The 26,429-nt window shown below is 59.1% G+C and carries 24 protein-coding genes; 14 read left to right on the top strand and 10 right to left on the bottom strand.

Annotated features, from left to right (window positions below; genetic code table 11):
• Positions 1–63 precede the first annotated feature (63 nt).
• On the bottom strand, positions 64–474 hold the full coding sequence (uraH, locus tag ACW9IR_RS20915) for a hydroxyisourate hydrolase (protein WP_457464983.1): 411 nt from the start codon (positions 472–474) through the stop codon (positions 64–66).
• A 12-nt stretch (positions 475–486) separates the two neighbouring features.
• Positions 487–972 carry a GlcG/HbpS family heme-binding protein gene (locus ACW9IR_RS20910; protein ID WP_457464981.1) on the bottom strand — a complete coding sequence of 162 codons (486 nt, stop codon included), beginning with the start codon at positions 970–972 and terminating at the stop codon, positions 487–489.
• Between the two features lie 136 nt (positions 973–1,108).
• Here ACW9IR_RS20910 and ACW9IR_RS20905 point away from each other — a divergent pair, with 136 nt between their 5' ends.
• Together ACW9IR_RS20905 and ACW9IR_RS20900 are read left to right on the top strand one after the other, a co-directional pair.
• Positions 1,109–1,789: a heavy metal response regulator transcription factor gene (locus ACW9IR_RS20905; RefSeq protein ID WP_038367211.1), complete on the top strand. Its 681-nt coding sequence runs from the start codon at positions 1,109–1,111 to the stop codon at positions 1,787–1,789.
• On the top strand, positions 1,779–3,164 hold the full coding sequence (locus ACW9IR_RS20900) for a heavy metal sensor histidine kinase (protein ID WP_457464978.1): 1,386 nt from the start codon (positions 1,779–1,781) through the stop codon (positions 3,162–3,164). The genes ACW9IR_RS20905 and ACW9IR_RS20900 overlap by 11 nt, the downstream gene beginning before the upstream one ends.
• Before the next feature lie 103 nt (positions 3,165–3,267).
• Here ACW9IR_RS20900 and ACW9IR_RS20895 read toward each other — a convergent pair whose 3' ends face one another.
• Positions 3,268–4,272 carry an AraC family transcriptional regulator gene (locus tag ACW9IR_RS20895; RefSeq protein ID WP_095122279.1) on the bottom strand — a complete coding sequence of 335 codons (1,005 nt, stop codon included), beginning with the start codon at positions 4,270–4,272 and terminating at the stop codon, positions 3,268–3,270.
• A gap of 100 nt (positions 4,273–4,372) precedes the next feature.
• On the opposite strand from ACW9IR_RS20895, the gene ACW9IR_RS20890 reads away from it, so the two are divergent.
• Positions 4,373–5,443, top strand: coding sequence for a fatty acid desaturase (locus ACW9IR_RS20890; protein ID WP_457464976.1), 1,071 nt, complete (start codon positions 4,373–4,375; stop codon positions 5,441–5,443).
• A 200-nt stretch (positions 5,444–5,643) separates the two neighbouring features.
• On the opposite strand, the gene ACW9IR_RS20885 is transcribed toward ACW9IR_RS20890, so the two are convergent.
• The 3 genes from ACW9IR_RS20885 to ACW9IR_RS20875 are packed head-to-tail and all read right to left on the bottom strand — an operon-like array spanning position 5,644 to position 9,679.
• Positions 5,644–7,254 (bottom strand): arylsulfatase, encoded by a 1,611-nt coding sequence (locus ACW9IR_RS20885; RefSeq protein ID WP_457464974.1) that lies wholly within the window; start codon positions 7,252–7,254, stop codon positions 5,644–5,646.
• A 14-nt stretch (positions 7,255–7,268) separates the two neighbouring features.
• Entirely contained in the window at positions 7,269–8,084 is an 816-nt protein-coding gene (locus ACW9IR_RS20880; protein ID WP_457464972.1) for an ABC transporter ATP-binding protein, read from the bottom strand.
• On the bottom strand, positions 8,081–9,679 hold the full coding sequence (locus ACW9IR_RS20875) for an ABC transporter permease (protein WP_457464970.1): 1,599 nt from the start codon (positions 9,677–9,679) through the stop codon (positions 8,081–8,083). Before ACW9IR_RS20875 ends, ACW9IR_RS20880 begins: the two co-directional genes overlap by 4 nt.
• A 395-nt stretch (positions 9,680–10,074) precedes the next feature.
• On the opposite strand from ACW9IR_RS20875, the gene ACW9IR_RS20870 reads away from it, so the two are divergent.
• The gene (locus ACW9IR_RS20870) at positions 10,075–11,088 is read left to right on the top strand and encodes an ABC transporter substrate-binding protein (RefSeq protein WP_102899633.1); all 1,014 of its coding nucleotides are present in this window, start codon (positions 10,075–10,077) and stop codon (positions 11,086–11,088) included.
• Between the two features lie 95 nt (positions 11,089–11,183).
• Here ACW9IR_RS20870 and ACW9IR_RS20865 read toward each other — a convergent pair whose 3' ends face one another.
• Positions 11,184–12,104, bottom strand: coding sequence for a LysR family transcriptional regulator (locus tag ACW9IR_RS20865; protein WP_007917649.1), 921 nt, complete (start codon positions 12,102–12,104; stop codon positions 11,184–11,186).
• A 181-nt stretch (positions 12,105–12,285) separates the two neighbouring features.
• On the opposite strand from ACW9IR_RS20865, the gene ACW9IR_RS20860 reads away from it, so the two are divergent.
• Positions 12,286–13,194, top strand: coding sequence for a TauD/TfdA dioxygenase family protein (locus ACW9IR_RS20860; protein ID WP_099757694.1), 909 nt, complete (start codon positions 12,286–12,288; stop codon positions 13,192–13,194).
• Positions 13,195–13,392: 198 nt separating this feature from the next.
• On the opposite strand, the gene ACW9IR_RS20855 is transcribed toward ACW9IR_RS20860, so the two are convergent.
• Both ACW9IR_RS20855 and ACW9IR_RS20850 read right to left on the bottom strand, forming a co-directional pair.
• The gene (locus ACW9IR_RS20855) at positions 13,393–15,009 is read right to left on the bottom strand and encodes an alkaline phosphatase family protein (protein WP_457464967.1); all 1,617 of its coding nucleotides are present in this window, start codon (positions 15,007–15,009) and stop codon (positions 13,393–13,395) included.
• A 190-nt stretch (positions 15,010–15,199) separates the two neighbouring features.
• A complete protein-coding gene (locus tag ACW9IR_RS20850) occupies positions 15,200–16,144 on the bottom strand; it encodes a LysR family transcriptional regulator (RefSeq protein WP_160054694.1) in 945 nt (314 codons plus the stop codon).
• Between the two features lie 165 nt (positions 16,145–16,309).
• Between ACW9IR_RS20850 and ACW9IR_RS20845 the strand changes: the two genes are divergently transcribed.
• From ACW9IR_RS20845 to ACW9IR_RS20835, 3 genes are all read left to right on the top strand, one after another.
• On the top strand, positions 16,310–18,670 hold the full coding sequence (locus ACW9IR_RS20845) for a TonB-dependent receptor (RefSeq protein WP_457464965.1): 2,361 nt from the start codon (positions 16,310–16,312) through the stop codon (positions 18,668–18,670).
• 23 nt (positions 18,671–18,693) lie between these two features.
• Positions 18,694–20,037: an aryl-sulfate sulfotransferase gene (locus ACW9IR_RS20840; protein WP_457464963.1), complete on the top strand. Its 1,344-nt coding sequence runs from the start codon at positions 18,694–18,696 to the stop codon at positions 20,035–20,037.
• 190 nt (positions 20,038–20,227) lie between these two features.
• Complete coding sequence (locus tag ACW9IR_RS20835; RefSeq protein ID WP_038359731.1) at positions 20,228–20,554, top strand: hypothetical protein; 327 nt, start codon at positions 20,228–20,230, stop codon at positions 20,552–20,554.
• A gap of 90 nt (positions 20,555–20,644) precedes the next feature.
• Here ACW9IR_RS20835 and ACW9IR_RS20830 read toward each other — a convergent pair whose 3' ends face one another.
• The gene (locus ACW9IR_RS20830; protein WP_146232755.1) at positions 20,645–20,956 is read right to left on the bottom strand and encodes a hypothetical protein; all 312 of its coding nucleotides are present in this window, start codon (positions 20,954–20,956) and stop codon (positions 20,645–20,647) included.
• Positions 20,957–21,313: 357 nt separating this feature from the next.
• Here ACW9IR_RS20830 and ACW9IR_RS20825 point away from each other — a divergent pair, with 357 nt between their 5' ends.
• From ACW9IR_RS20825 to ACW9IR_RS20800, 6 genes are all read left to right on the top strand, one after another.
• Positions 21,314–22,123: an energy transducer TonB gene (locus ACW9IR_RS20825; RefSeq protein WP_457464960.1), complete on the top strand. Its 810-nt coding sequence runs from the start codon at positions 21,314–21,316 to the stop codon at positions 22,121–22,123.
• A 45-nt stretch (positions 22,124–22,168) separates the two neighbouring features.
• A complete protein-coding gene (locus ACW9IR_RS20820) occupies positions 22,169–22,894 on the top strand; it encodes a MotA/TolQ/ExbB proton channel family protein (RefSeq protein WP_371042322.1) in 726 nt (241 codons plus the stop codon).
• A gap of 1 nt (position 22,895) precedes the next feature.
• Positions 22,896–23,297 (top strand): ExbD/TolR family protein, encoded by a 402-nt coding sequence (locus tag ACW9IR_RS20815; RefSeq protein ID WP_003220570.1) that lies wholly within the window; start codon positions 22,896–22,898, stop codon positions 23,295–23,297.
• Between the two features lie 369 nt (positions 23,298–23,666).
• Positions 23,667–24,248: an alpha/beta hydrolase gene (locus ACW9IR_RS20810; RefSeq protein ID WP_110720867.1), complete on the top strand. Its 582-nt coding sequence runs from the start codon at positions 23,667–23,669 to the stop codon at positions 24,246–24,248.
• Between the two features lie 54 nt (positions 24,249–24,302).
• A complete protein-coding gene (locus ACW9IR_RS20805; protein WP_457464957.1) occupies positions 24,303–25,235 on the top strand; it encodes a sigma 54-interacting transcriptional regulator in 933 nt (310 codons plus the stop codon).
• 166 nt (positions 25,236–25,401) lie between these two features.
• Positions 25,402–26,199, top strand: a complete 798-nt coding sequence (locus tag ACW9IR_RS20800; RefSeq protein ID WP_007918708.1) for a MetQ/NlpA family ABC transporter substrate-binding protein — start codon at positions 25,402–25,404, stop codon at positions 26,197–26,199.
• Positions 26,200–26,429: the final 230 nt, after the last annotated feature.

Below are 26,429 nucleotides of genomic sequence, written 5' to 3'. Positions count from 1 at the left end.
ATTGATCAACTGACAGACCGCTATCGCGAGCAGGCTCACTCCTACAGGGGTTTTGCGTGGGATTCAGGAACCGCGATAGGTCGAGAAGCCGTACGGGCTGAGCAGCAGTGGGATGTGGTAGTGCTGATCGGTCTGTTTTACCTCGAAGATCACCGGAATCTCCGGGAAGAACGTGTCGTGCTTGACCTTCTTGAAGTACTCGCCAGTCTTGAACGCCACGCGGTATTCGCCCGCCTCAAAAGGTTGCTTGGCCGGGAACAGTTCGGCAATCCGCCCTTGTTCATTGGTCGTGCCCTGCGCCAACGGCTGCCAGTTCTGGCCGACGTGTTTCTCCAGCGTCACGTCGATGCCCGGCGACGGCAGGCCGTTTTCCAGATTGAGCACGTGCACGCTCAACGGATTACCGGCCGCCAGTGCCAGGCTCGAAAAAGCGCTCAGGCCGAGCGCGGCAAGGGTCATGCGCATAGTCGTCATGAGTGAAACTCCTTATTGGGAACGGGTTATGGCCAGACCGGTTTTCCCGGCAGCCTTGATCGCACAGTTTTCGTCTTGCTCGCCGCCGCCGGAACCGGCCACACCCATCGCGCCGACCAGCTCATCAGCGGCGAACAGCGGAATGCCGCCGCCGAGCAACAACAACTCGTCGAGGGTGTTGAGGTTGGCGGTTTCCGGATTGCTGCGAGCACGTTCGGCAAACAGTCGGGTGGCGGTTTTGGTCGACAGCGCGGTGTACGCCTTGCGCTGGCTGGCGGCGGTGTTGTGCGGGCCAACGCCATCGCCGCGCAGGGTCACCAGCAGATTGCCGCCCCGATCAAGCACCGACACCGTGCCGGTGCAGTTGGCCATGGCGGTGTCGGCGAGCAGCCGTGCGGTTTTCAGATCGAGATCAGCGTGACGCGGCAGCTCAGGACTGGCGGCAGCGACGCCACTGAGGCCGATCATCAGGCTGGCTACAAGGTATTTGACGGTCATGGACAGGCTCCAAAAGCGAAGGTCGACACCTTAATCGCCGGTCTTCGTCAGAACCTCGTCAGTCTGATTACAAGTTTGTAATGGGCAACGCCGCCGAAGGCGCCTAGCCTGTGTGTCTGAATAATCGAGGTGTGCCATGCGTTTGCTGGTCGTAGAAGATGAAGCCAAAACCGCGAATTTCCTCGCCAAGGGCCTGGGCGAGTCGGGTTTTGCCGTGGACGTGGCGCTCAATGGTCTCGATGGTCGTTACTTTATCGAGCAGCAGGAATATGACCTGATCATCCTCGACGTGATGCTCCCCGGCCTCAACGGCTGGCAATTGCTGCAACTGATCCGCCAGCGCGGCGCAACGCCGGTGTTGTTCCTGACCGCCAAGGACGCCATCGAAGACCGCGTGCGCGGGCTCGAGCTGGGCGCCGACGATTACTTGCTCAAACCCTTCGCCTTCGCCGAATTGCTCGCGCGGGTACGCACGTTGCTGCGGCGCGGGCCGATGCGCGAAGCCGAGTCGTACACCATCGCCGATCTGGAAATCGATGTGCTGCGCCGTCGTGTCAGCCGTGGTGGCCAGCGCATCGCCCTGACCAACAAGGAGTTCGCGTTGCTGCAATTGCTCGCCAGCCGTCAGGGCGAAGTGCTGTCGCGCACGCTGATCGCCTCGCAGGTGTGGAACCTGAATTTCGACAGCGACACCAACATGGTCGAGGTTGCAGTGCGCCGTTTGCGCTCCAAAGTCGATGATCCCTACATGCCGAAACTGATCCACACCGTGCGCGGTGTCGGTTATCAACTGGAAGCGCCTGACGATGCGCTCTAGGTCGATCGCCTGGCGCCTGGCGCTGGCGTTCGCATTGGTCTGCGCCTTGGTGTTGAGTGCTATCGGCGTATTTCTCTACCGCTCGCTGGCCTCGGAAATCGCCTACCGCGACGACCTCGCGTTGCTCGGTCGACTGGAACAGGTGCGCGCCTTGCTCGCCGACAGCGATAGCTTGGGTGCCTTGCAGGCACGGCCGCGGCTCTATCAGAACATGCTCGGCAATCTCGACAGCCTGCTACTGGTGCGCCGTGCCGATGGCTCCAGTGTGATCGCTATCAACCCGCGTCAGCGCGATCTGCCAACCCTCAACGCGATCCCCCGCGAGCAAACGCCGCAGCGCCGCGATGTGCTGACGTGGCAAGCGTCGGACGGTGCCGAACTGGCCCTGTTGTCCGGTGAAGCGCAAGGTCCGAACGGTGAGCCGCTGACCGTCATCGCCGGCAAGGTACTGAGTGAACGCGAACAGATGCTCGCCAGTTACCGGTTACGCCTTTATCTGGCCGTCGGCCTGGGTGCATTGCTCGCCTTTGCCTTGGGCTTGCTATTGCTGCGCCGGGGTCTGCAACCGTTGCGTCAGTTGAGCGAAGCGGTGCGCGGCATCGATCTGCGCAGCCTCGACCAACGGTTGCCCGCCCATGGCACGCCCGCTGAACTGCTTGAACCGGTACAGGCGCTCAACGGCATGCTCGCGCGGCTGGACGACAGCGTGCAGCGTCTCTCGCAGTTTTCCGCCGACCTCGCCCATGAAATCCGCACGCCATTGCATACCTTGCTGGCGAGCAACGGTCAGGCGCTGAATCATCCGCGCAGTACCGAGGAGTATCAGGACGTGCTGGCGTCGAACATGGAAGAGTTCGAACGGCTCAAGCGCATGGCGGAAAACCTGATGTTCCTTGCCCGCGCGGAGCAGGCCGAGAGGGCGCTTAATCTGCAAACGCTGGATTTGCACAGCGTTGGCAGTGAACTGTGCGATTACTTTGAAGCCTTGGCCGATGACCGAGATCTGCGGCTGGACAACCAACTGCAGGGTGAATTGCTTGCCGATCAGCAATTGCTGCAACGGGCGCTCGGGAATTTATTGGCGAATGCCGTGCGCCACGCTGACTCCGGAACCGTGATCAGCCTGCGTCGCCGCGATGAGGCGGGTTGGTGCTGGTTGCAGGTGCACAACCATGGCCCGGCCATTGCGCCGGAGCATCTGGGCAAACTGTTCGACCGTTTCTACCGTGTCGATCCTTCACGGGCGGAGCCGGGGGATTCCGGTGGCTTGGGGTTGGCGATCGTGCAGTCGATCATGCAATTGCATGGCGGGCAGGTGCGAGTGAGTAGTGATGTTGACAGCACCGTTTTTGAACTGGGTTTTTTAGTGAATTAAAGGGCGCTATCGCGAGCAGGCTCACTCCTACGATTGGAATGCGTTCCCCCTGTAGGAGTGAGCCTGCTCGCGATGGCGCCAGATCAGAAAAACTGATTCTGGATCAGCGCAACCCATCACGAAACTGCCCCGGCGTCAGCCCCGTCCAGCGCTTGAACGCGCGGCTGAAGCTGCTGGTATCAGCAAATCCGAGCAGATAACTCACCTCACTCAACGAACACTGCGGATCGCGCAGGTGCAGCAACGCCAGATTCTCCCGGCTCTCGTTAAGCAACGTATCAAAGCGACAACCCTCATCCGCCAGATGCCTTTGCAGGCTGCGCAAACTCAGGTGCAGCGCCTGGGCAATCCGTTCTGCACTGGGTTCACCTTCCGGCAATTGTTCTTCAATGGCATCGCGCACCTTGCGCTCCCAGGTCAGCGGCTGGAGCTGGGCCATGGTGCGTTTGAGCACGGCTTCGTTGTGTTCGGCGAGTTCCGGGTTGGCGTCGTCAAGGTGGCTGTCAAAGTCGGCGAGGGCAAACTCCAGACGATCCTCCGTACAACCGAAATGCACTGGCGCGCGAAAGACTTTGTGCCATTGGTGCGCATCGCTCGGCTCCGGGCGGCGCAGGTAAACCGCCAGCGGTGCGTAGTCGCGGCCGAGGCGATTGCGGCAGGTGCGCACGTAGATCGCGGTGAAGGCATCGATGGCTTCGAAGGCTGGCGCCGGATTGCCTGACGGAATTTTCAGACGGAATTGGTAGCGGTCGTCGCCTCGATTCAGCTCCAGTTCCAGCGCATCGCTGACCACCGGGTGATAACGCACGATACGTTCGAACACCTCGCGCAAACTGCCACTGGCGACCAGCGCATAACCGAGGGCATGAAAGGTGGTCGGGCTGACGAAGCGCGACACGCGCAGACCAAGCGCCGGGTCGCCGCTGACCTGCACGGCGATTTCCCACAGGCGCGTAGTGCCGGACAGCGGATAGCGCGCGTTGGGGTCGTCCATCAAATTTGGGTCGAGCCCGGCCTGTTGGCACAAGGCAATGCTGTCCAGCCCCAGCGCATCGAGTTGTTTGCGCAAGGCACGGGTCCAGCTGGCGAGGGAGGTCGGTTCCTTCATGCTGATTGGCGCTTCCGGTCAACAGGTTGGCGTTCTCGGCTACCGCAATTGAAGCCTTGGCGAGGCACGATGCGAACATCATAAACCCGAGGATGGAAGCATGGACGGTACTTCTGCAAGTCCCCAGCGACACAATGCGGCCCAGCGATCAGCGCATATTCGCCAAGTGGTGCTGGCCAAAGGCATCGAACTGCGCGAGCGCTACCCGATTCTCAAGCATCAGGATGCGCTGGGGGCGGGGATTCTGGCCTTTGCCCTGATCGGGATGATCGGCTCGGCGGCGCTGTACATCAGCGGACATATGGCGTGGTGGGTTTGCCTGTTGCTCAACGCGTTTTTTGCTTCGCTGACCCATGAGCTTGAGCACGACCTGATCCACAGCATGTATTTCCGCAAGCAACGCGTGCCGCACAATTTGATGATGGGGTTGGTGTGGCTGGCGCGGCCGAGCACGATCAATCCGTGGATTCGTCGCCATCTGCACCTCAATCACCACAAGGTCTCCGGCACTGAAACCGACATGGAAGAGCGCGCGATCACCAACGGCGAACCGTGGGGTTTTGCGCGGTTGCTGATGGTTGGCGACAACGTGATGTCGGCATTCATCCGCATGCTGCGGGCGCCGACCTGGGCGCACAAGTGGAGCATTCTGAAACGGGTTTTCAAAGTCTATGCACCGCTGGCGCTGGTGCATTGGGGCGCGTGGTATGTGTTTCTCGGTTTTCACGCGGCCAATGGCATCGCCTATCTGCTGGGCGCGCCGATCGAATGGTCAGCGACCACATTGTCGGTGATGCAGGTGATCGATATCGCTGCTGTGGTGATTATCGGCCCGAACGTGTTGCGCACGTTTTGCCTGCACTTCATCAGCTCGAACATGCATTACTACGGCGACGTCGAGTTGGGCAATGTGCTGCAGCAGTGTCAGGTGCTCAACCCTTGGTGGCTGTGGCCGTTGCAGGCGTTCTGCTTCAACTTTGGCAGTAGTCACGGGATCCATCATTTTGTCGTGAAGGAGCCGTTTTACATCCGCCAGATGACCGTGCCGGTGGCGCATAAGGTGATGCGTGAGATGGGGGTGCGGTTTAATGATTTCGGCACGTTTGGGCGGGCGAATCGGTTTGTTCGTCGGGATGAAGTCGCGGTGTCTGGTGAGGCGGTGGAGGCCTGACAAGCTGCCCCTCACCCTAACCCTCTCCCAAAGGGAGAGGGGACCGATCGGGGGATATTGGGGAACTACGCCGACCTGAATGTTTTTCATCGAATCCATAATCGACCCAATTTTTCAGGTCGATGTTTGACGAAAGACACCTCGGTCGGCCCCCTCTCCCTCTGGGAGAGGGCTGGGGTGAGGGGCTTTTGATTTTCCCCTTAATCCGGCTGAAACGGCGACTCACTGAGAATAACCCCGGTCTCCTCAACATACTGCTGCCAATGCCCGATCAACGCGCTGAGCTTCTCCGGCCGACTCAACGCCAGATCATGAATTTCCCCCGGATCACTACTCAAATCATAAAGCTGCCACGTCGCCGGCCCCACCGGCCCGGGGATCCACACGGCTTTCCACGAGCCTTGGCGAATCGCCCGACGCCCGAACAATTCCCAACCCGTGACCGTGTGCTCGTCATGCACCTGCGCAGTCTCGCCGGACAAGAATCCCAGCCAGGATTTGCCGCGCAACGGCGCTACCGGTTTGCCGTGCCATAATTTGCCCGGATGACGCACGCCCGCCAGATCGAGAATCGTCGGCGTGATGTCCATCACCGTGCCGAAGCCATGGCTGATCTGCCCTTTGATCGCCAACTGCGGATAGTGCAACAGCGCCGGCACGCGAATCCCGCCTTCAGTGGTAAATGCCTTGAACAACCGTGACGGCGCGGTCGCTACTTGTGCCCAGTTCGGCCCGTACCAGACATAGGAATTAGCCCGACCAATGTTGTCGAGGCTGTTGTCGTAATGCTGGCTGAGATACGTCACCAGTTCCGGTCCGAACTTGGGGAACGCTTCAAGCAGCGCACCTTCGGCACCGTTGTCGGACATGAACAGGATGAACGTGTTGTCGAGCTGCCCCTGCTGGCGCAGATAATCGACAACCCGGCCAATGTTCCAGTCCATGCGCTCGACCATTGCCGCGTAGACCTCCATGGCCCGCGCGGAAATCTGTTTTTGTTCCTCGCTTAATGCGTCCCACTGCTGGGTCAACTGAATCAAAGGATGCGGCTCGACGTCTGGCTCAATCAGACCGAGGGCTTTGAGTTTTTCCAGACGCTCCAGGCGCAGCACTTCAGGGCCGGCGTCATAGCGGCCACGGTATTTCTCGACGATCTCGGCCGGCGCCTGCAACGGCCAGTGCGGCGCGGAGAACGGCAAATAGGCGAAGAACGGCCGGGTCTGGTCACGTTCCTTGAGGTACTGCAGCAACTTGTCGCCAAAGGCATCGGAGGAATAGAAATCCTTGGGCAATTCGTCGAGGAAGGTGTCGTCCTCGATGTACAGCGCCGGAGTGGATTTCAGCAGACCGGGCGTTTGCTCATCGTAGGTCGGCTCGAAACCGTAGTGGTTGGCCGCGCCCGGCAGCAGCGAAAACGAACGCTCGAAACCCCGCGCATGGGGCGCCAGTTCAGCCTTCAAACCGAGGTGCCATTTGCCGCTCATCAAGGTTTGATAACCGGCCTCGCGCAGCAGCTCCGGCAGCGCCACCACGCGATCGTTGAGATAGCCCTCATAACCCGGTTTACCGATCAGTTCCGGGGTCAGCGTTTCGGCCATGGTGCCAATGCCGGCGATGTGGTGGTCGGTGCCGGTCAGCAGCATCGAGCGGGTCGGCGAGCAGGTTGGTGCGGTATGAAAATCGGTGAGGCGCAGGCCATTGTTGGCCAGGGCATCGAGGTGCGGCGTGGCGATTTCGCCGCCGAACGCGCCGATATCGGAGAAGCCTAGATCGTCGGCCAGAATCACCAGAAAATTGGGACGTTGCGGCATCGCAAAACTCCTGTTCAGCAGGCAATGAACGTCAGCGGCAGATCGCGGATCTGCACCGGTACGCTCGGTTGGTAATGGTCGTCACTGGTCAGTTCGTGCAGCAGTTCTTCACGCAACTGATGGAAGTCGAAACTGCTGCGCTGGCGCGGGTGCGGCAGGGCGATGTCGACCACTTGTTTGATCCGCCCCGGACGCGGCTCCATCACCACCACGCGGTCGGCGAGGAAGATCGCTTCCTCGACGTCATGGGTGACGAGGATCGTGGTGATTTTTGCGCGGTCACGGATCGCCAGCAGCTCGTCCTGCATCTGCTGGCGAGTCAGCGCATCGAGCGCGCCGAAGGGCTCGTCGAGCAGCAGAATTCTTGGGCTGGCAACCAGGCCGCGAGCAATCGCCACACGCTGGGCCATGCCGCCGGAAAGCTGATGCGGATAGGCGCGGGTGAAGTCGCGCAGGCCGACCAGCTCGATGAAATCGTTGATCCGCTGTTGCTTCTGCGCCGCGCTCAGCGGCTCGTTGACCAAGCCCAGGCCGATGTTGTCGGCGACGGTCAGCCACGGAAACAAACGATGTTCCTGAAAGACAATGCCGCGCTCGCCACCGATGCCGCTGACGACTTTGCCATCCACGGTAATCTGCCCGCGAAACTGCGTATCAAGGCCCACCAGCAAACGCAGCAAAGTCGATTTTCCGCAACCGCTGGAGCCGACAATGGCGACGAATTCGCCCTCGGCGATATCGAGGTTGAATTCGCGAATTGCCTCCAGTTCGAAACCGTCGACGTCAAAGGATTTGCCTACGTGGTTGAAGCTGACAATCGGTGCGTTCATGCGTGTCTCCAGCGGGTCGCGCGAATTTCCAGGCGTTGGCCAATGAGGTTGAGCAGGGCGCCGGTGAGGCCGACGAAAAGCATGCAGGCCATGATCAGGTCCATGCGCAGCAGTTGTTGTGCACCGATCATCTGGCTGCCGATGCCGCCGTTGGACGGCATGAAATATTCGGCGCCGATGGTGCCGAGCCAGGCGTAGATCAGGCTCAATCTGAGGCCTGCGAAAATCCCCGGCGCGGCGCCCGGCAATACCAATCGGCGCAGACGTTGGCCAAGGCTCAGGCGCAACACTTGTGCGGCTTCATTGAGTTGTGGCGAGAGGTTGGCGACGCTGCGTTGCGTGGCGATAAACAGCGGAAAGAATGCAGCAAGGGCGACGAACACCCACTTCGCCAGTTCGCCCAGACCGAACCACGCGGTGAGCAGCGGCACCCAGGCGAAAATGGCGATCTGGCGGAGGGCGGCGAGGGTCGGACCGAGCAGGCGTTCGCTGGTGCGCGACAAGCCCAGCAGCAAGCCGAGGGCGAAACCGAGTCCACCGCCCAACAGCAAACCGCCGAGGGTGCGACCGAGGCTAAGCGCCATGCCGCTGATCAATGTGCCATCGAGCACGCCAGCCGATGCCGTGCTCAAAACGGCCAACGGGCTGACCAGAATGTTGGCATCGACCCACTGCAGTTCGTTTGCCAATTGCCACAGCGCCAACAAGCCCAGCGGTAGCAGCCATGGTTGCAGCCGCTGCCAGCCTTCATAACGCGGGCCGCGACGAATTTCGGCGGTGGCCGGGTGCGGCCAGTGCACCAGTTTCTTGTCCAGCAGACCGATGCCGCGATCCATTGCCACGCCAATCAACCCGATCACCACGATGCAGACGAACACGATGTCGAGCATGAACAACTGCCGCGCCCAGACCATCAGATAACCGATGCCTTCGCTGGAGGCCAGCAGTTCGACTGCCAGCAATGAGGTCCACCCGGCGGCCAGTGCCAGACGCACGCCAGCCATGAACGCGGGGAGGGCGGCGGGCAACACCAGGCGACGGATCAGCAGGTGTGGCGGCAAACGTAAAACAGCGGCGGCTTCGCGCAGTTTTGGTTGTGCATCTCTCACGCCGACCAGTGTGTGCAAGGTCACCGGCACCACGATCGCTTTGATCAGCACCACCAGTTTCAGCACTTCGCCGATGCCGAAAAACACCATGAACAGTGGAATCCACGCCAGCGTCGGTATCTGCGAAAGTCCGGCGAAGGTCGGGAAGATCAAACGTTCAAGACGACGACTGAATCCCAGCGCTGCACCGAGCACCGCCCCCGCCGAAATCCCGGCGAGCAAGCCCCAGAACAGTCGTTGCAGGCTTATCCACAAATGGCTCCATAACTCGCCTTGCGACAACTCGACAGCGCTGTTCCACACCAGCGACGGCGCCGGCAGGATCTGTTCGCTCATCCACTCATTGCGCGCGGCCAGCCACCACAGCGCGAACAGACTCAGCGGCAGGAGCCATGGCAACAGGCGTTGGTTCAGGCTTGGCCAGGTACGGCGACTTTTCAGCGGCGGCGCGGGAAGTGGGAGACTGAGCAAGGATTGGCGGGCCATGGGTGACCTCCGTTGTCGGGTTGGCTCAAGATCAAGATCAAAAGATCGCAGCCTTCGGCAGCTCCTACGGGGGAATGCGTCCTTGAATTACTCTTGTAGGAGCTGCCGAAGGCTGCGATCTCTAGCGGTATTAACTAAGAGCTAATGGTTATAAATAATCTTTAATAAGTTAGTTTTAGAGATAAGCAGCGCCATTTAAGGCCTCCAGCCCACACGCATCCAATGCATTCGAAGAATATTTTCGATGCTGTTAATGCATACGCCGCTGCAAGCCGCGCCACTGCCCGCTTAGCGTTAAAAGCTATAAAAATGTGCATTTATAGTATTTAAGCGTAGGTAGTCATTCGGCCTACTTTCGGCTCCTCAACGCCCGTCGTGATCAAGGAGCTGCACCCATGAACCTTCCCTTCAAACGTGTTTTCAGCCTGTTTGCCGTTCCTGCTCTGGCGGGCCTTCTGGCGTTCACCGCGCATGCCGACGAACTCAAGGAAATCAGAATCGCCGTGCCCGACCTGAGCGCCGGAACCCAGCACAGCGGCGGCGGTGTGGTGGATGTGTTGCGCGATCAGCAGATTTTCGAAAAGGCCTTTGCCGATCAGGGCATCAAGATTCAGTGGAGTTTCTTCAAAGGTGCCGGGCCGGTCATCAATGAGGCGTTTGCCAATGGTCAGGTTGATTTGGCGTATCTGGGCGATCTGGCGGCAATCATCGGCAAGTCCAATGGTCTGGATACGCGTTTGCTCAGCGCCAGTGCGCGTGGTGTAAAACAGTATCTGGGCGTGGTGCCGGGGTCAGGGATCAAGACTCTGCAGGACCTGAAAGGTAAACGCGTGGCGATCTTCCGCGGCACAGCAACCCAGTTGTCGTTTGACGCGGCGCTGGCCAGTCAGGGCTTGAGCGAGAAGGATCTGAAAGTCATCAATCTGGATTTCAACGCAGCGGTTGCAGCGCTGGCGGCGAAGCAGATCGATGCGTCATGGGGCAGTTCCGGGTTGACCGCATTGCAGGCCAAAGGTCTGGCCGAATTACCGCTCAACACCAAGGATCTCGGCGGCGCCGGCAGCGTGCAGTCGGTATTGGTCGGCACGGGCAAGTTTGTCGACGCGCACCCGGAAGCGGTGGCGAAATTGCTCAAGGCGCAGCAGCAGGCGGTTGAGTGGCTGACCGAGGACAGCAACAAGGCGGCTTACGTGCAACTGGTCTCGGGTTTGGCCAGTTATCCACCGGTGATCCTGACGCAGGATCTGCAGGATCAGAAATTGAGCGAAGTGTTCCCTTCGACGCTGGATCCGGTGTTCCTCGGCAGCTTGCAGGACAAAGTTGATCTGGCGGCGCAGCAGAAGCTGATTCGCAAGCCGTTCAAGGTGAATGATTGGGTGGCGCCTGAGTTGGCGGCGGCCAAACTCTGAATCTTTAGCGTTTGACCCGGTGCCATCGCGAGCAGGCTCACTCCTACATTTGGAATGCGTTCCCCTGTAGGAGTGAGCCTGCTCGCGATAGCGTCCTAAACGGCGACGCTGACTTCCTGCCGATCCACCGCCACCAACGTCTCGATCATCGCCCGCGCCGCCGGCGACAAGCGAAACCCGGTGCGACTGACAATCCCGCACCGCGCATTCATGCTCTCCAGGTTCTGCGGCAGATTGCGCCAGTGCAGCAACACCAGAGAACCCTTGGCAATGTCTTCGACAAACGCCTCCTCTGTGCCCACGCCAATCGCATTCGATTGCAGCACCACTTTGACCAGCGCCGGAAAGTGCTCGGTCTCGATAGTCGGTGAAAAATCGATGCGTCCACTGAGGTTCGCCAGCAGTTTGCGAATGCCCGGCGGGATCAGCGTGGTCGCCAACGGGTAGTCGAACATGTCGTTGGTCGACAGGCTTTCCTTGGCCAATAGCGGATGCCCCGGCCGGCAGAAAAACACCCCGCGCTTGGGCGTCAGTGCCTGGGTCTGGAAGTTCGGATCAGACTCGAAATGACGGATGTCGGCGATGAAGAATTCGATCTCTTCACGGCTCAGCGCGCGGCTGAGTTTTTCCCAGTTATCCACCTGAAAACAGGTGCGCACTTTCGGGTGCGCATTGATGAATTGCGCCACCGCATCCGGCACCAGTTTCACCGCTGGCGCCGGGCCGCAACCGAAGTGCACCTCACCGGCGTCGAGCTTGGTCATCTGCGTCACTTCGGCGCTGAGCAGCGCCGCGCCTTGCACCAGGCTCAGGGCGTGTTGCAGCACCACTTGGCCCTCGGGTGTAGGGCGCAAATCCTTGTTGCCGCGATCCACCAGCACGCAGCCGAACTCCTGCTCCAGCCCCTGAATGCTGCGGCTGAACGCCGGTTGAGTGATGCCCATCGCGTCCGCCGCACGGACAAAACTGCGGTGTTCGTTGAGGGCGATGAAGTAACGCAACTGGCGAAGATCCATATGCTTTTCCGGCATCCTAAAAATAGCTCGAAGGCATTTGCGACGAGGGTTGCTAGAGGTTTTAAATGCAAGCTCTTATTCCGTCAACGAAGCATGTGAATATCTATTAGATGTAAATGGAATATAGATAGAGCGTTGTTTCGCTGCCGTCCAACCGTAAGCAGTCGATGAGGGTCTACCCATGAGCAATGCCGCACTCGCAGTAAAACCCGCTGTCCACGCACTGGAAATTCATCCGGTGGCCGGTCGTATCGGCGCCGAGATCCGTGGTGTGCATTTGTCCGGTGAGCTGGACGCCGCCACCGTCGAAGCCATTCAACAGGCACTGGTTCAGTACAAAGTCGTGTTCTTCCGCGAACAGACTCAGCTCGACGATCAGCGTCAGGAAGCCTTTGCTCATTTGCTCGGCGAACCGGTGGCGCACCCGACCGTGCCGTCGCGTGAAGGCACGCGTTATCTGCTCGAACTGGACGGCGCTGAAGGCCAGCGCGCCAACTCCTGGCACACCGACGTGACATTCGTCGACGCCTACCCGAAAGCCTCGATCCTGCGCTCCGTGGTGGCACCGGCATTCGGTGGCGACACGCTGTGGGCCAACACCGCGACGGCGTACAACGGCTTACCGACCGAGCTGCGTGAACTGGCCGACAAACTGGTCGCCGTGCACAGCAACGAATACGACTACGCCAGCGCCAAGCCGGACGTCTCGGCGGAGAAGCTTGAACGCTATCGCAAAGTCTTCACTTCCACCGTTTACGAGACTGAGCACCCAGTGGTGCGCGTGCATCCGATCAGTGGCGAAAAGAGCTTGCTGCTGGGGCATTTCGTCAAACGTATCAAGGGTTATTCGCAGGCGGATTCGGCGCATCTGTTCGGGCTGTTGCAGAGCCATGTGATCCGTCAGGAAAACACCGTGCGCTGGCGCTGGAAGGCCGGTGATGTGGCGATCTGGGATAACCGTTCGACGCAGCATTATGCGATTGATGATTACGGCACTCAGGATCGGGTGGTGCGTCGGGTGACGTTGAAGGGGGAAGTGCCGGTTGGGGCTTCTGGGCAGCGTAGCCAAACCATTAAAGGGCGTGATTGAAGATCAAAAAACCCTCACCCCAGCCCTCTCCCAGAGGGAGAGGGAGCCGACCGAGTTGTCTCCCGTTATGCATAGACCTGAAAGATCTTTATCGATTATGGATTCGGTGAAGCACGATCAGGTCGGTGTACCTCTGAAATATCCCCCATTCAGTCCCCTCTCCCTCCGGGAGAGGGTTAGGGTGAGGGGCTCTTCCCGCTACCAAACACCAATCTGAACAACCTTCTCGGTCTCCGGCTCACCGTAGCGAAACCGCTGCCCGCGCAAATCTATCTCCCGATGACTGATCGTGGTGCGCCGCTTCAACCCCCGCACCCACTCAAACAAATACCCCGCATGCTCCTCGCGCACCGCTGCATACGCCGGGTCATCCCCCAGATCACGCAACTCCTGCGGATCATTGAGCAGATCAAACAACTGCGGTCGAAAGCCGTCGTACGCCAGGTATTTCCAGCGCTCGCTGCGCACCATGGTCATCCGGCAACGATCAATCGGCTGGCCCAGACGCTCACGTGCCGGCGCCTGGAAGGCGTAGTCGTATTCGCTGATTGCATAGCGGCGCCAGTCCGGATGTTCACCGTGCAGAAGCGGGATCAACGAACGCCCTTCAAGCCGATGCTCCGCGCCCGGCAATCCCAATGCCTGAAGAAACGTCGGCAACGCATCGATGGTTTCTGTCAGTCGATCATCGACGGTTCCCCGGGTGACATCCGCCGCCGCCCGAGGGTCGCGCACGATCAACGGCACGCCCACCGCCTGCTCCAGCAAAAATTCCTTCTCGCCCAGCCAGTGATCACCGAGAAAGTCGCCGTGATCGCTGGTGAACACGATCAAAGTGTCATCCCAGCGACCGTTGCTCTGCAGAAAATCGAACAGCCGTCCGAGTTGATCATCCACCTGCTTGATCAGACCCATGTACGTAGGGATTACAGTCAATCGTACTGAATCGCGGGAAAAGTTGAGGCTTTCCTCATGCTGGCGAAACGCAGTGTATACGGGGTGTTTGCTGGCTTCGGAGGGCGTCGCGCGGACCGCTTCGAGAATCGATTTCGTACTGTACAAGGCGTGGTACGGCGCTGGTACGATGTAAGGCCAGTGCGGTTTGATATACGAGAGGTGTAAACACCACGAGTTCTCGCCTTGCTCGGTGATGAAGTCGATGGCTCGATTTGTAGTGTAGACAGTCTCTGAGTGTTGCTCGGGAATTCGTGCTGGCAAATTCGCATGACGCATTTTCCAGCCGCTGAGGATTTCGCCGTTTTCGCCTTCGGCGGCATTGGCCCAGTCGTGCCAGGGGTTTTTGCCGTCGAAGCCGTGTTCGCGCAGGTAATGCGTATAGGGCGCGGATTCGCGTTTGTCGTCGAACAGCGGGTCGTCGGGGTAGATGCCGTCGTGGCGCATGTACGGTTCGAAGCCGACTTCATTGAGGATTTCGGCCTGTTCACTTTCAGGATTGATCGCCAGGCGTTGCAAGGCATCGACATTCGCCGTGGCGTGGGTCTTGCCGACGAGTGCGGTACGGATGCCGTGCGGGCGCAAGTAATCGCCAATCGTCAGTTCGTCCAGCGGCAACGGCACGGCGTTCCACGCCACTTGATGGCTGCTGACATAACGTCCGGTGTAGGCCGACATCCGCGACGGCCCGCAGATCGTGCCTTGGGTGTAGGCGCGGCTGAAACGTACGCCGGCAGCGGCGAGGCGATCGATGTTTGGCGTGTGCAGATGCGGATGGCCGTAGCAGGACAGGTAATCGCGGCGCAGTTGATCGCACATGATGTACAGCACATTGCGTACGGGGTTTGGCGGGGTGGGCATGGGGTTCACCGGTCAATGGGACAGGCGAGGGTTTTCGCTTTCGGTGGGGGTGTTCGGCAAGTGCATTTGGGGAATGGGTTTTATGCAGGGAATGCATCGGTGCCTGCACTGACGCCATCGCGAGCAGGCTCACTCCTACAGGTGAGCGCATTTCAAATGTAGGAGTGAGCCTGCTCGCGATAACGGTAGATCAGACAGCGAGTCCGTCCAGTGAACAGACTTCTTCATCCACCGCATCAATCGCTTTGATCTGCTCAATCATCGCCTCGGCCAACGGCGACAACCGATACCCCGCCCGGCTGACAATCCCATAGCGGGTGTACAGCTCCTCAAGATCATCGGCCAACCCTTCAATGCGCAAACACACCAGCTCACCCTTGGCCTGATGCAGTGCATCCGAGTACGCACCGACAATCCCGATCGCATCCGAACGTAGCACCACACTGAGCAGACTGGAGCTGTTCTCACACTCGACATTCGGGGTGAAATCCGGCCGCCCACTGAGATCGACAATGACTTTTCGCAAGTTCGGCGGACGAATGCTTACCGCCAGTGGATAGCTCATCAATTGCTCGGCGCTGACCTTATCGAAAGCCGCCAGCGGATGCCCAGCACGGCAACAGAAATGCCATTTGCGCGGTCGCAACCGGTGCGTCAGATAATCCGGATCCGCCTCGAAGTAGCGTGTGTCCGCGACAAAGAATTCGAACTCCTCGCTCATCAGTCGCTTGCTCAGGCTCTGCCAGTCATCAACCTGAAACTGCACCCGCGCTTTCGGGTAGCGCCCGATGAAGCTGCCAATCGCCCGAGGGATCAAACCCGCCGCCGGTGCCGGCCCACAACCGAAGCGCAATTCCCCAGCCTCCAGCCCATTGAACTGGCTGATCTCGTTGGCCATTTGCTGCGCGCCACTGACCAGTCGCCGCGCGTGCTCAAGCAGGACCTGGCCCTGTTTGGTCGGCGGTAATTCCTTGCGCCCGCGATCAACCAACTGGCAGCCGACGCTGTGCTCAAGCGCCTGAATGCTGCGGCTGAACGCCGACTGCGACAGGTTCACCGCCTGCGCGCCGGCGACGAAGCTGCGTTGTTCAGCCAAGGCGATGAAGTGACGAAGTTGGCGCAAGTCGATATGCATTTTTCACATAAAAAATATCCGGGAAATGCATTGGATATGCATTACGTCGACTCCTTATAAAGGCAATCTCTTATGCAGTAAATATCTGTAAATACATAAATAAATAACTTAAAAGAATATGCAGCGCTAAAGATGTCTGTGTGTTTTTTGACCAGGAGCCGCGCCATGAGTCCGTTGAACCTTGCGTCACCCTTAACGCCACGACGGCTCAAACGCCTGCCTCTGGCCCTGTTGCTGGCAGGGAGCGCGAGCTGGACTCACGGTTACGCCGCCGATGCTGAAACCCCGGCGCCAGTGCCGGCCGGCAAGCCCACTGCCAACAGTTCGCAACTGGAAACCGTGACCGTCACCACCCGCCGCCGCGAAGAAAGTTCGCAAGATGTACCAACGCCGATGAGCGTGGTCAGCGGGCAGAATCTGGAGACGCAACGGGTCTACCGGATTCAGGATTTGCAGCAACTGGTGCCCAGCGTCAACGTCGCCTACATGCACGCACGCCAGTCCAGCGTGTCGATCCGTGGCCTGGGTAATAACCCGGCCAGCGATGGCCTGGAAGGCAGCGTCGGCCTGTACATCGACAACGTCTATCTGGGCCGCCCGGGGATGGCGGTGTTTGACTTGATGGACATCGAACAGCTTGAAGTCTTGCGGGGGCCGCAGGGCACGCTGTTCGGCAAAAACACCACCGCCGGGGTGATCAACATCAGCACCCGCGCGCCAACCTTCACGCCTGAGCGCAGCATCGAAACCTCGGTCGGCGAGGACGGGTATTTCCAGACCAAGGGCACGATTTCCGGCCCGCTCAACGATCAACTGGCCGGGCGTTTTTCGGCCTATCGCACGCGCAGTGACGGCGACATCAAAAACGAATACGACGGCCATGATTTGAATGGCGGCTCGCGCGAGGGCTTCCGCGCGCAACTGCTGTTCAAGCCCAATGAAGATTTCAACCTGCGCTGGATCGGCGACTACAACGAAGAGGATTCCAGCGCCGGCACCCGCGTGTTGTACAACACCGGGCCGACCATCAACGGCGTCAACCTGTACCAATCGCGCGCCAACGCCGCCGGGGCAACACTGGTCAACGGCTCGCACCGCAAGGTCAATCTGGACAACGATCAGCATGTCACCGTGCATCAGGGCGGCACCTCGGTGGAAGCCAACTGGACGCTGCCGAGTGACTTCACGCTGACCTCGATCAGCTCCTACCGCTTCTGGAATTTCACCCCGCGCAACGACGACGGCCTCAACGTGCCGGCGAGTTACAACGCCGGGGTGTCGGTGGAAGACAAACAGTACTCGCAGGAATTTCGCCTGGCCTCGCCCAAGGGTGAGTTCTTCGATTACGTCGTCGGCGCCTATTACTTCGGCTCGGATCTGGACAATAAATCCTTTGCCTATTACGGCCCGCAAGCCGATATCTGGAATGGCACCCCAGCAGGCGCGCTGGCTAATGTCACCAGCGTCGGCAACGGCCATATCAAGACCGACAGTTTTGCGCTGTTCGCCCAAGGCACCTGGCACCTCACCGAGCGACTGGACTTCACCGCCGGGGTGCGTGGCACCTATGAAGAAAAAAACGCCTGGGTCACGCGCAATGCGCCGGTCGGCGGCGCGGCAGTCACGGGCGCTGCGGCCACGGCGCGACGCGGTCGTGCCGGCGCTTACGATTCCGGCGACTTGAATCAGTACAGCTCCAGTCCCTCCGGGCTGCTCAATCTCAGCTACCGGATCACCGACGATGTGCTCGGCTACGCCACGTTATCCCACGGCGAGAAATCCGGCGGGGTCAACCTCGCCGTCGGTTCCGCTCCGGTGGCTGGCGCCGATTCACTGCTGATCGGCACCGAACGCGCGAACAACGCCGAACTCGGCTTCAAGAGCACGCTGTGGGATCACCGTCTGCAACTCAACGCCAACGTCTTCTGGACCCAGGTCAACGCCTACCAGACCAATGCCTACGACGCCGAAAACCGCGTGCAGTACCTGACCAACGCCGGTTCTGTGCGTTCGCGCGGGGTCGAGTTCGAAAGCACGGTGATCCCGTTGCGCGGCCTGACCCTGAACATCAACGGCTCCTACAACGACGTCAGCTACCTGTCGTACAAAGACGCCCCATGCCCGCCGGAAGTCAGCCAGGCGCCGGGTGCTCCAGCGTCTTGCGACCTCAGCGGCCATCAAGTGGTCGGCGCCTCGAAGTGGATCGGCAACGCCAACGGCGAATACAAATGGAATCTGGATAACGGCTTCGAACCTTACGTCACCGCGAGCTATGCATTCCGTTCGAAAGCCGTCGGTACGGTCGAGGATTCCGATTACGGGCAGATCCCGAGTTACGCCGTGGTCAACTTCTCCACCGGTCTGCGCGGCGATTTCAATCAGGGCCAGTGGGACGTGTCGCTGTGGCTGAAAAACGCCTTCGACAAAACCTACTACACGACCCTGTGGACGGGCGGCAACGGCGGCTATGAAGGCCTGCTCGGCACACCGCGCACCCTCGGCGTAACCGGTCGCTACGACTTCTGATTCGTCACTCAAGGAGCTGCATCATGTTGCGTATCAAAACCGCTTTGCCGGTGTTGCTGTCCGGCGCAGTGCTCAGTGCCGGCGCCTTCGCCGCACCGAGTGTTTACCCGACGGGCGTAACCCGTTATGACCCGAACAAGGCGTTCAACCAGTACGTTATTTTCAGCGGTGCGGACAAACAGACGCACCTGATCGACATGAATGGCAACGAGGTGAAAACCTGGCCGCAGGCGGGTTTCCCGTCGGCGATCATCGATCCAAAACTGGTCGGCGGCGAGCGCGGGCATGTGTTGCTGCAACTGAGTGAAAAGGATCCCGGCAAACTCGGTTCGGCCGGCAATGGTCTGGGCAATCAGAGCATCGGTGAGCTGGACTGGAATGGCAAAGTCGTCTGGCAGTGGGGCGACAAGGCGCCCGGTGGCGCCGCGCAACAACACCATGATCAGCGCCGTTTGAGCAACGGCAACACCGTGGTGCTGGCGAACAAGGTGCACAAGGTCAAAGGCTTCAAAGTGCCCGAGGTGATCGACGATGCAATCTATGAAGTCAGCCCCGACGGCGCGGTGAAATGGCAGTGGCTGGCCTCGGAGCATCTCAATGAATTTGGCTTCACCGCCGAGCAATTGAAACTGGTGCGCGCCAGTGAAAATCCGGATTACCTGCATATCAACAACCTCAGCCTGGTCGGGCCGAACAAGTGGTTTGATGCCGGTGACAAGCGCTTCAATCCGGACAACCTGTTGATCGATTCACGCAACGCCAACTTCATCGCGATCATCGATAAAAACAGCGGCAAAGTGGTCTGGCGCCTCGGACCGAACCTGCCCCTGATCAACCCCAAAACCGCGCAGAAACTGCCGCGTCCGGTGGATCAGTTTGTCGGTCAGCATGATGCCCACATCATTCCGGCCGGATTGCCCGGTGCCGGTAACGTGCTGGTGTTCGATAACCAGGGATCGGCGGGTTATCCGAACGTCACCCTCGGGCTGATTTCCGGTTCGCGGGTATTGGAAATCGACCCGGTGAAAAACGAAATCGTCTGGCAGTACAGCGCGGCGAATTCGAAGCAGCCGGGGTGGGCGTTCTACAGTTCGTTTATCAGCAGCGCGCGACGCTTGCCCAACGGCAACACGCTGATCGACGAAGGCATGAACGGACGGTTTTTCCAAGTGACAGCCAGCGGTGAAAACGTCTGGGAGTACGTCAGCCCCTATCTCGGCAAAGCGCCGGGCAGCGACGCGATCAGCAACTGGGTGTATCGGGCACTGCCTGTGAGTTATGACTGGGTGCCAACGGGTACGCCACGCTCCGAGACAGCGGTTAATGCCCCGGTTGTCGGTGTGCAGCAAACCAATGCCAGTCGTTAGTTGAAATGGAATTAGAGCTCGAACGAACGGCGATAAGTTATGACCGGGTTGAACAGTGCATATTGCAATTTCGTTAGTAACTCGCTTGGACAATAGTTGAATGTCCAACCATCCTGACTGTCGTGAGTTTCCAGGAGGAAACTTGCTCTCATCGGAAGACACTTATCCCAACGATAAAGGAAATCGAATCATGTCGAGCATTAATGGCACTTATGTAAACGCCAACGCTGGCGCCAAACTGACGATTACCGATGGCAACGACTCCAACGGTACATTCAGCGGCACATTCAGCCAGGGCGGCGTTAACTATGACGTCAGCTACGGGCATTACCATTTCCAGAACAGCACCGGACAACCTACCACCATTACGTTTGTCGGTCTGAATGGTAATAGCGGGTTTCAAGCATGGTCATTGTTTTCTCCCGATCACAATTACGCGAAAGTTCGCGCAGCTGGTTCCCGTACTAACTTTGACGGTGAAGTAGTGACCCTGGCAGGGGAATTCGTCAAACAGTAACAGTGGCTAAAGAAGCCGCCACGCCTTTTTCGGGCGTGGCGGCTTTTTTATACCCCTCGAGAAAATCGCGGCTACGATAACGGCGATTAATTAATTGCCCGTAATTAATACACAGGTTTGCGCTTTGCAGCCTTTTGCGTGACTAAGCGTCACAAATTTGATCGCCGCCTCGGGTGTCGATGTCGCGACTGTCACAGCTGACTCTTTGTAGTCCTTGGTCTGAATACGTTCGCCCGGCAACACAACTTTGCGCCACTCGTTTTGAAATACATAAAGGGGGAAGCTGGTTTTGTTGCTGATCTCCAGTTGCGCAGGCAGTGTGATCTTCGTCGCGGCCGAGGCCACCGATAAGGGCGCCAGTAACAGCACCATGTAAATCATTGTCCGTTTGGTTAATTGCATCATTACTCTTCCTGAGTCGATTTTAAAATGCGCTGACATCTAATGCGCCCACGGCATGTCAATCAACTCGATTGTTGTAAGCAGGAATGTAGGGCTGCCCCATACCTTCAGCGAATACTTTTAATGCTTGAAAAGCATGGCGTTTTGGACGCTGGGCTGCGGCCCTTGATTGGCGTGGCTTTGCGAGAAGTGATCAGTTTTAATATATCCAAATGATCTATCCATAACTTGAAAGATTACTTTCGGAGATAAGTCTCAAGCCCAATGATTCACCCACCGATCTACCGTGGGGGATTCAACAAACGGTTGATCGGCAGTTTTTGTAGAGAACGCAAAAAGACCGCAGGGAGTGAATCAATGGGCAATGTCCAGACCGCCGCCAGCGCAGAGGAATTGCTGTGGCGTCAGACGCCGGGTGGCGAGTTGGTCGATCTCGGCCGGCCGCATCGTGTGCCGCTGGGGCAGTTGCGTTTGCAGCGTGCACCCAAAGGCATTTTGAGCCGACGCGAAACCCTTCTGCTCGGCGTGCTCGCGCTGGTGGTGCATGGCGCGGTGATCTATTGGATCAGCCAGAAGCCGACGCCGGTGCTGCCGATCGTGCCGCCGGAAATTCCGCCGATGACCATCGAGTTCTCGCGCCCGGCACCGCCAGCGCCACCGGTTGTCGAGCCGCCGCCACCTGCGCCTGTGGTTGAGCCAACGCCGTCGGTGGAGGACGAACTGGCCGTGAAACCACCGCCGCCAAAACCCGTTCCGAAACCCAAACCGGTGGTTAAACAGGCACCCAAACCAGCACCGAAAGCGGTCGAGCAACCACCGGCGCCGCCACAACCGGCTGCCCCGGTTGCAGCGCCAGCGCCACCTGCGCCTCCCGCGCCGGCACCGGTAACCCCGGCATCAGCGAATGCTGCGTACCTGAAAAACCCGGCACCGGAATACCCGTCGCTGGCTCAGCGTCGCGGTTGGGAAGGCACGGTGTTGCTGCGCGTGCATGTGTTGGCCAGCGGCAAACCGGGTGAGATCCAGATAGCCAAAAGCAGCGGCCGGCAACAGCTCGACGACGCGGCGCTGAACGCCGTCAAACGTTGGAGTTTCGTCCCGGCCAAGCAGGGTGATGTCGCCCAGGACGGCTGGGTCAGCGTGCCCATCGATTTCAAGATTCATTAAACCGAAACCAAATTCGCGCGAAACGTTTACACGAGGGAATACATCATGACGTTACTGGCATCTCCACTGGAATCCATCGAAAGCGCGGTGATCTGGCTGCTGGTGGTTTTTTCCGTCGCCACCTGGGGTCTGGCATTGCTCAAGGCTTGGCAGTTCGGGCGTCTGAAGGCGCAGGATCGGCGCTTTCATAAACGTTTCTGGGCGGCGTCTAGTCTCGATTCCGCCGCTGAATTGAGCGAAACCCAACCCGGCGCCGCCGCACGAGTAGCGCAGGCCGGTTACGCAGCGATTCAAGTGGGCGAGGCGCCACAGGCCAATGATTTGAGCCAGGCGATCAACCATCAGGATCGACTGGAGCGCGCCTTGCGTCAGCAAATTGTCCGCGAACGCCGTTCGCTGGAAACAGGCCTGGCAGTGGTCGCCAGTATTGGCAGTACCTCGCCGTTCATTGGTTTGTTCGGCACGGTGTGGGGAATCATGGAAGCGTTGAAAGGTATCAGCGCGGCCGGTTCGGCGAGCCTGGAAACGGTGGCCGGGCCGATCGGTGCGGCACTGGTCGCCACGGGTGTGGGGATCGCCGTCGCGGTGCCGGCAGTGCTGGTTTACAACTACTTTTTGCGTCGGTTGAAACTGACGGCGGCGGATCTGGATGACTTCGCCCATGACTTCTACAGCCTGGCGCAGAAGAGTGCGTTCCGTGTGCTGATTCATCCGACCGCGCACAAGGTCGCAGCAACCGGCAACGCAGCAAAAGTGAAGGAGGCGTCCTGATATGGCCTTCTCCACGCAAGACAGTGATGAGGTGCTCAGCGAGATCAACGTAACGCCGCTGGTGGATGTGATGCTGGTGCTGCTGGTGGTGTTTATCGTCACCGCGCCGCTGCTGACCAACGCGATCCCGATCAACCTGCCGAAGACCGAAGCGGTGGCGCCGGTCGAGCAGAAGGATCCGCTGGTGGTGAGCATCGACGGTGCCGGCAAACTGTTTATCAACAAGGATGAGATTCAGCCGGACTTGCTGGAATTCAACCTGAAGTCGGCCAAGGCCAAGGACCCGGAAGTGCGCGTGCAGTTGCAGGCCGATGACGGGGTGAACTACGGCGAAGTGGCGCGGGCGATGGCTTCGATTGAACGGGCGGGGATTACCAAGTTGTCGGTGATTACTGCGCGGTAACAGGATTTACGTTTTTCCGGGGCCGTCTCCTTGGCAGGGTGCGGCCCTTTTTTTATTTCTGGCATATGGAAAAGCCCCTCACCCTAGCCCTCTCCCGGAGGGAGAGGGGACTGATCGGGGGTGTTCTCACGAGTTACGCCGACCTGATATTTCGAGTCGAACTCAGGATTTGAACGGCATGAAGATCGGCTCCCTTTCCCCCTCGCCCCCCCGTGGGGGAGAGGGCTGGGGTGAGGGGGAAAAGATTTCAAGCCATGCACACATCTCATATTCAATTCAGGTCTTAATAAATAGCTTCTTATTCCTTAACGAATATAAATCCCCTCCCTATACTCGTTCAGGAACAGACACGACGCAGGAGAGCTCCCCATGCGCAACGAATCAATCCGCTACCTGATTGTGCCGGGCTGGCAAGGATCGCCAGAAGAACATTGGCAAAGCCACTGGCAGAACAGCCTGCCAAACAGTGCGCGGGTCGAGCAGGCCGATTGGCTGACGCCGCGTCGTGAAGACTGGGTCGCGGCACTGGCCGAGGCGATTGCCGCCGACAGTACGCCGGTGATCCTTATTGCTCACAGCCTTGGCTGCGTCACGGTTGCCCATTGGGCGGCCACGGCGCCGTTGCAATACCTGCGTCAAGTCCGCGGCGCCTTGCTGGTTGCGCCGGCCGATGTCGAGCGCCCGGCCTGCGCGCCGGCGCTGCGCAATTTCGCCCCGATTCCGACTGACCTGCTGCCGTTCCCGAGCCAGGTGGTCAGCTCCGATAACGACGCCGCCGTGAGTGCGCCGCGCGCGCTGGAGCTGGCGCGCAACTGGGGCGCCGAGGCGGGGATTCTCGCCGGTGCCGGGCACATCAACGTCAAGTCCGGGCATCAGCGTTGGGAGCAGGGTTTTGCTTATCTCTATCGCCTGCAAAACCGTATGGAACACCACGCCCGCCGCCGCGCCTGATTTTTATTTCTTTCAACGCCCCCGTCTCCCGGCGGTTTTGGGCGGGAGTCTGCCATGAGTTTCGAAACCTTCGGTCAGCCATTGCTGACCTTTCCCGACGCTGAAAAAAGCCCCCTGAGCATTCGCGCCAAGGCGCTGGTTTTTGTCGACCCGCGCTCGCGTCAGTTGCGTGAAGAACTGGAGCAATTGGCGCCGCGCTCGACCTCGGTATTGATCCGTGGCGAGACCGGTACGGGTAAAGAATTGCTCGCTCGGCACATCCATCGCGCCAGTGACCGCAGCGGTCTGTTCGTTTCGGTCAATTGCGGGGCGATCAGCCCGACCTACGCCGATGCCGAGCTGTTCGGCTACGCCGCCGGCAGTTACAGCGGCTCTGCCAGCAGCCGTGCCGGATGGTTTGGTTCGGCCAACGGCGGCACCTTGTATCTGGATGAAATCGGCGACTTGCCGCTGCCGATTCAAATCAAATTGCTTGCCGCGCTGGAGAACCACGAAGTCACCCGTGTCGGTGCGCCTCAGCCAAGTCCCGTGGATGTGCGTCTGGTGGCCGCGACCAGCATCGATCTGGCGCAAGCGGTGGACGCCGGCAAATTTCATGAGCGCCTCTATCACTACTTGAGCGAAGGGCAACTGGAGCTGCCCGCCTTGCGCGCGCGCATCGGCGACATTCTTTCGCTGGCCGAGTATTTCCTTGGCATCTATAGCCAGCGTCTGGACTTGCCGGTGCCATTGATCAGCGAAGCAGCGCAGCACGTGCTCGAACAACACAGCTGGCCGGGCAACACCCGCGAGCTGGAAAACGTCATTCACTTTGCCCTGCTGGTGAGTACCGGTGACGAAATTCTGCCGGAGCACCTGAATCTGCCCGAGGTGTCTGGGCCGCAGCTTCAGATCGAACGTCTGGTTGCACAAATCAACATCGGCGGCAGCGTCGATGAGCGTAAGGCATTGAAAGATTTGCTGATTCGGTTGGGTGAGGCGTTGTAACCGTTTCGTTTAACATGAACAAAATGGAATATGAAGCTGAATAAACGTTATTGTCCGGGAATAAAAAATCCCGGTATTGTCCGCCCCACGCCAGCGATATCACTTCACTGGCACACGTATTAATGCCGTCGTCGATGACGACCGTGATTTTCGATAAGGACACTGCATGAAAAAGGTTCTGTTGTTTACCGCATTGGCGGCTGCTCTGACTGCTTCCCTGGCCAATGCCGGGGAGAAACTGGTGGTTGCTGCGACCCCGGTGCCGCACGCTGAAATCCTTGAGCTGATCAAACCGACCCTGGCCAAAGAAGGCGTGGATCTGGAAATCAAAGTCTTCACCGACTACGTGCAGCCGAACGTACAGGTTGGCGAAAAGCGTCTGGACGCCAACTACTTCCAGACCCTGCCGTACCTGAACAGCTTCAACCAGGGCAAATACAAGGACGACAAGTCCAAGTACCTGGTGACCGTGCAGGGCGTGCACGTTGAACCGTTCGGTGGCTACTCGAGCAAGTACAAAACCCTGGCTGAACTGCCGGACGGCGCGACCATCGCGATCCCGAACGAAGGCAGCAACAGCGGCCGCGCACTGATCCTGCTGCAGAAGGCTGGCCTGATCGAGCTGAAAGACCCGAAAAACGCTCTGGCAACGCCAAAAGACATCGCCAAGAACCCGCACAACTTCAAGTTCAAGGAACTGGAATCGGCCCTGCTGCCACGCGTTCTGAAAGAAGTTGATCTGGACATGATCAACACCAACTACGCGCTGGAAGCCAAGTTGAACCCGCAGAAAGATGCGCTGGTGATTGAAGGCGCTGACTCGCCGTACGTGAACTTCCTGGTGGCCCGTGAGGACAACAAGAACAGCGACGCGATCCAGAAACTGGCCAAAGCCCTGACCAGCCCGGAAGTCAAAGCGTTCATCGAGAAAAAGTACAACGGCGCGGTACTGCCGGCGTTCTGATCTGACGCTTGAGTGAACCCCTTCAAGGTGTGAAAACGCCGATGGCCAGCGATGGTCATCGGCGTTTTTGTGTGCGTTGAAAAGCCCCTCACCCTAGCCCTCTCCCGGAGGGAGAGGGGACTGATCGGGGGATGCTGTAGAAGTACACCGACTTGAAAGATCTCTGCCGAATCCATAATCGACTCGATCTTTCAGGTCGATGTTTGACGCAAGACACCTCGGTCGGCTCC

This window comes from Pseudomonas sp. SDT291_1_S447 (genome assembly GCF_054070155.1).
Note: the sequence above shows the minus strand (reverse complement) of the source record. Positions and strands in the feature narration are given on the sequence as shown.

Coding starts and splice junctions, on each gene's coding strand:
- uraH (WP_457464983.1), bottom strand. CDS start 474: ATGACGACTATGCGCATGACCCTTGCCGCGCTCGGCCTGAGCGCTTTT.
- ACW9IR_RS20910 (WP_457464981.1), bottom strand. CDS start 972: ATGACCGTCAAATACCTTGTAGCCAGCCTGATGATCGGCCTCAGTGGC.
- ACW9IR_RS20905 (WP_038367211.1), top strand. CDS start 1,109: ATGCGTTTGCTGGTCGTAGAAGATGAAGCCAAAACCGCGAATTTCCTC.
- ACW9IR_RS20900 (WP_457464978.1), top strand. CDS start 1,779: ATGCGCTCTAGGTCGATCGCCTGGCGCCTGGCGCTGGCGTTCGCATTG.
- ACW9IR_RS20895 (WP_095122279.1), bottom strand. CDS start 4,272: ATGAAGGAACCGACCTCCCTCGCCAGCTGGACCCGTGCCTTGCGCAAA.
- ACW9IR_RS20890 (WP_457464976.1), top strand. CDS start 4,373: ATGGACGGTACTTCTGCAAGTCCCCAGCGACACAATGCGGCCCAGCGA.
- ACW9IR_RS20885 (WP_457464974.1), bottom strand. CDS start 7,254: ATGCCGCAACGTCCCAATTTTCTGGTGATTCTGGCCGACGATCTAGGC.
- ACW9IR_RS20880 (WP_457464972.1), bottom strand. CDS start 8,084: ATGAACGCACCGATTGTCAGCTTCAACCACGTAGGCAAATCCTTTGAC.
- ACW9IR_RS20875 (WP_457464970.1), bottom strand. CDS start 9,679: ATGGCCCGCCAATCCTTGCTCAGTCTCCCACTTCCCGCGCCGCCGCTG.
- ACW9IR_RS20870 (WP_102899633.1), top strand. CDS start 10,075: ATGAACCTTCCCTTCAAACGTGTTTTCAGCCTGTTTGCCGTTCCTGCT.
- ACW9IR_RS20865 (WP_007917649.1), bottom strand. CDS start 12,104: ATGGATCTTCGCCAGTTGCGTTACTTCATCGCCCTCAACGAACACCGC.
- ACW9IR_RS20860 (WP_099757694.1), top strand. CDS start 12,286: ATGAGCAATGCCGCACTCGCAGTAAAACCCGCTGTCCACGCACTGGAA.
- ACW9IR_RS20855 (WP_457464967.1), bottom strand. CDS start 15,009: ATGCCCACCCCGCCAAACCCCGTACGCAATGTGCTGTACATCATGTGC.
- ACW9IR_RS20850 (WP_160054694.1), bottom strand. CDS start 16,144: ATGCATATCGACTTGCGCCAACTTCGTCACTTCATCGCCTTGGCTGAA.
- ACW9IR_RS20845 (WP_457464965.1), top strand. CDS start 16,310: ATGAGTCCGTTGAACCTTGCGTCACCCTTAACGCCACGACGGCTCAAA.
- ACW9IR_RS20840 (WP_457464963.1), top strand. CDS start 18,694: ATGTTGCGTATCAAAACCGCTTTGCCGGTGTTGCTGTCCGGCGCAGTG.
- ACW9IR_RS20835 (WP_038359731.1), top strand. CDS start 20,228: ATGTCGAGCATTAATGGCACTTATGTAAACGCCAACGCTGGCGCCAAA.
- ACW9IR_RS20830 (WP_146232755.1), bottom strand. CDS start 20,956: ATGCAATTAACCAAACGGACAATGATTTACATGGTGCTGTTACTGGCG.
- ACW9IR_RS20825 (WP_457464960.1), top strand. CDS start 21,314: ATGGGCAATGTCCAGACCGCCGCCAGCGCAGAGGAATTGCTGTGGCGT.
- ACW9IR_RS20820 (WP_371042322.1), top strand. CDS start 22,169: ATGACGTTACTGGCATCTCCACTGGAATCCATCGAAAGCGCGGTGATC.
- ACW9IR_RS20815 (WP_003220570.1), top strand. CDS start 22,896: ATGGCCTTCTCCACGCAAGACAGTGATGAGGTGCTCAGCGAGATCAAC.
- ACW9IR_RS20810 (WP_110720867.1), top strand. CDS start 23,667: ATGCGCAACGAATCAATCCGCTACCTGATTGTGCCGGGCTGGCAAGGA.
- ACW9IR_RS20805 (WP_457464957.1), top strand. CDS start 24,303: ATGAGTTTCGAAACCTTCGGTCAGCCATTGCTGACCTTTCCCGACGCT.
- ACW9IR_RS20800 (WP_007918708.1), top strand. CDS start 25,402: ATGAAAAAGGTTCTGTTGTTTACCGCATTGGCGGCTGCTCTGACTGCT.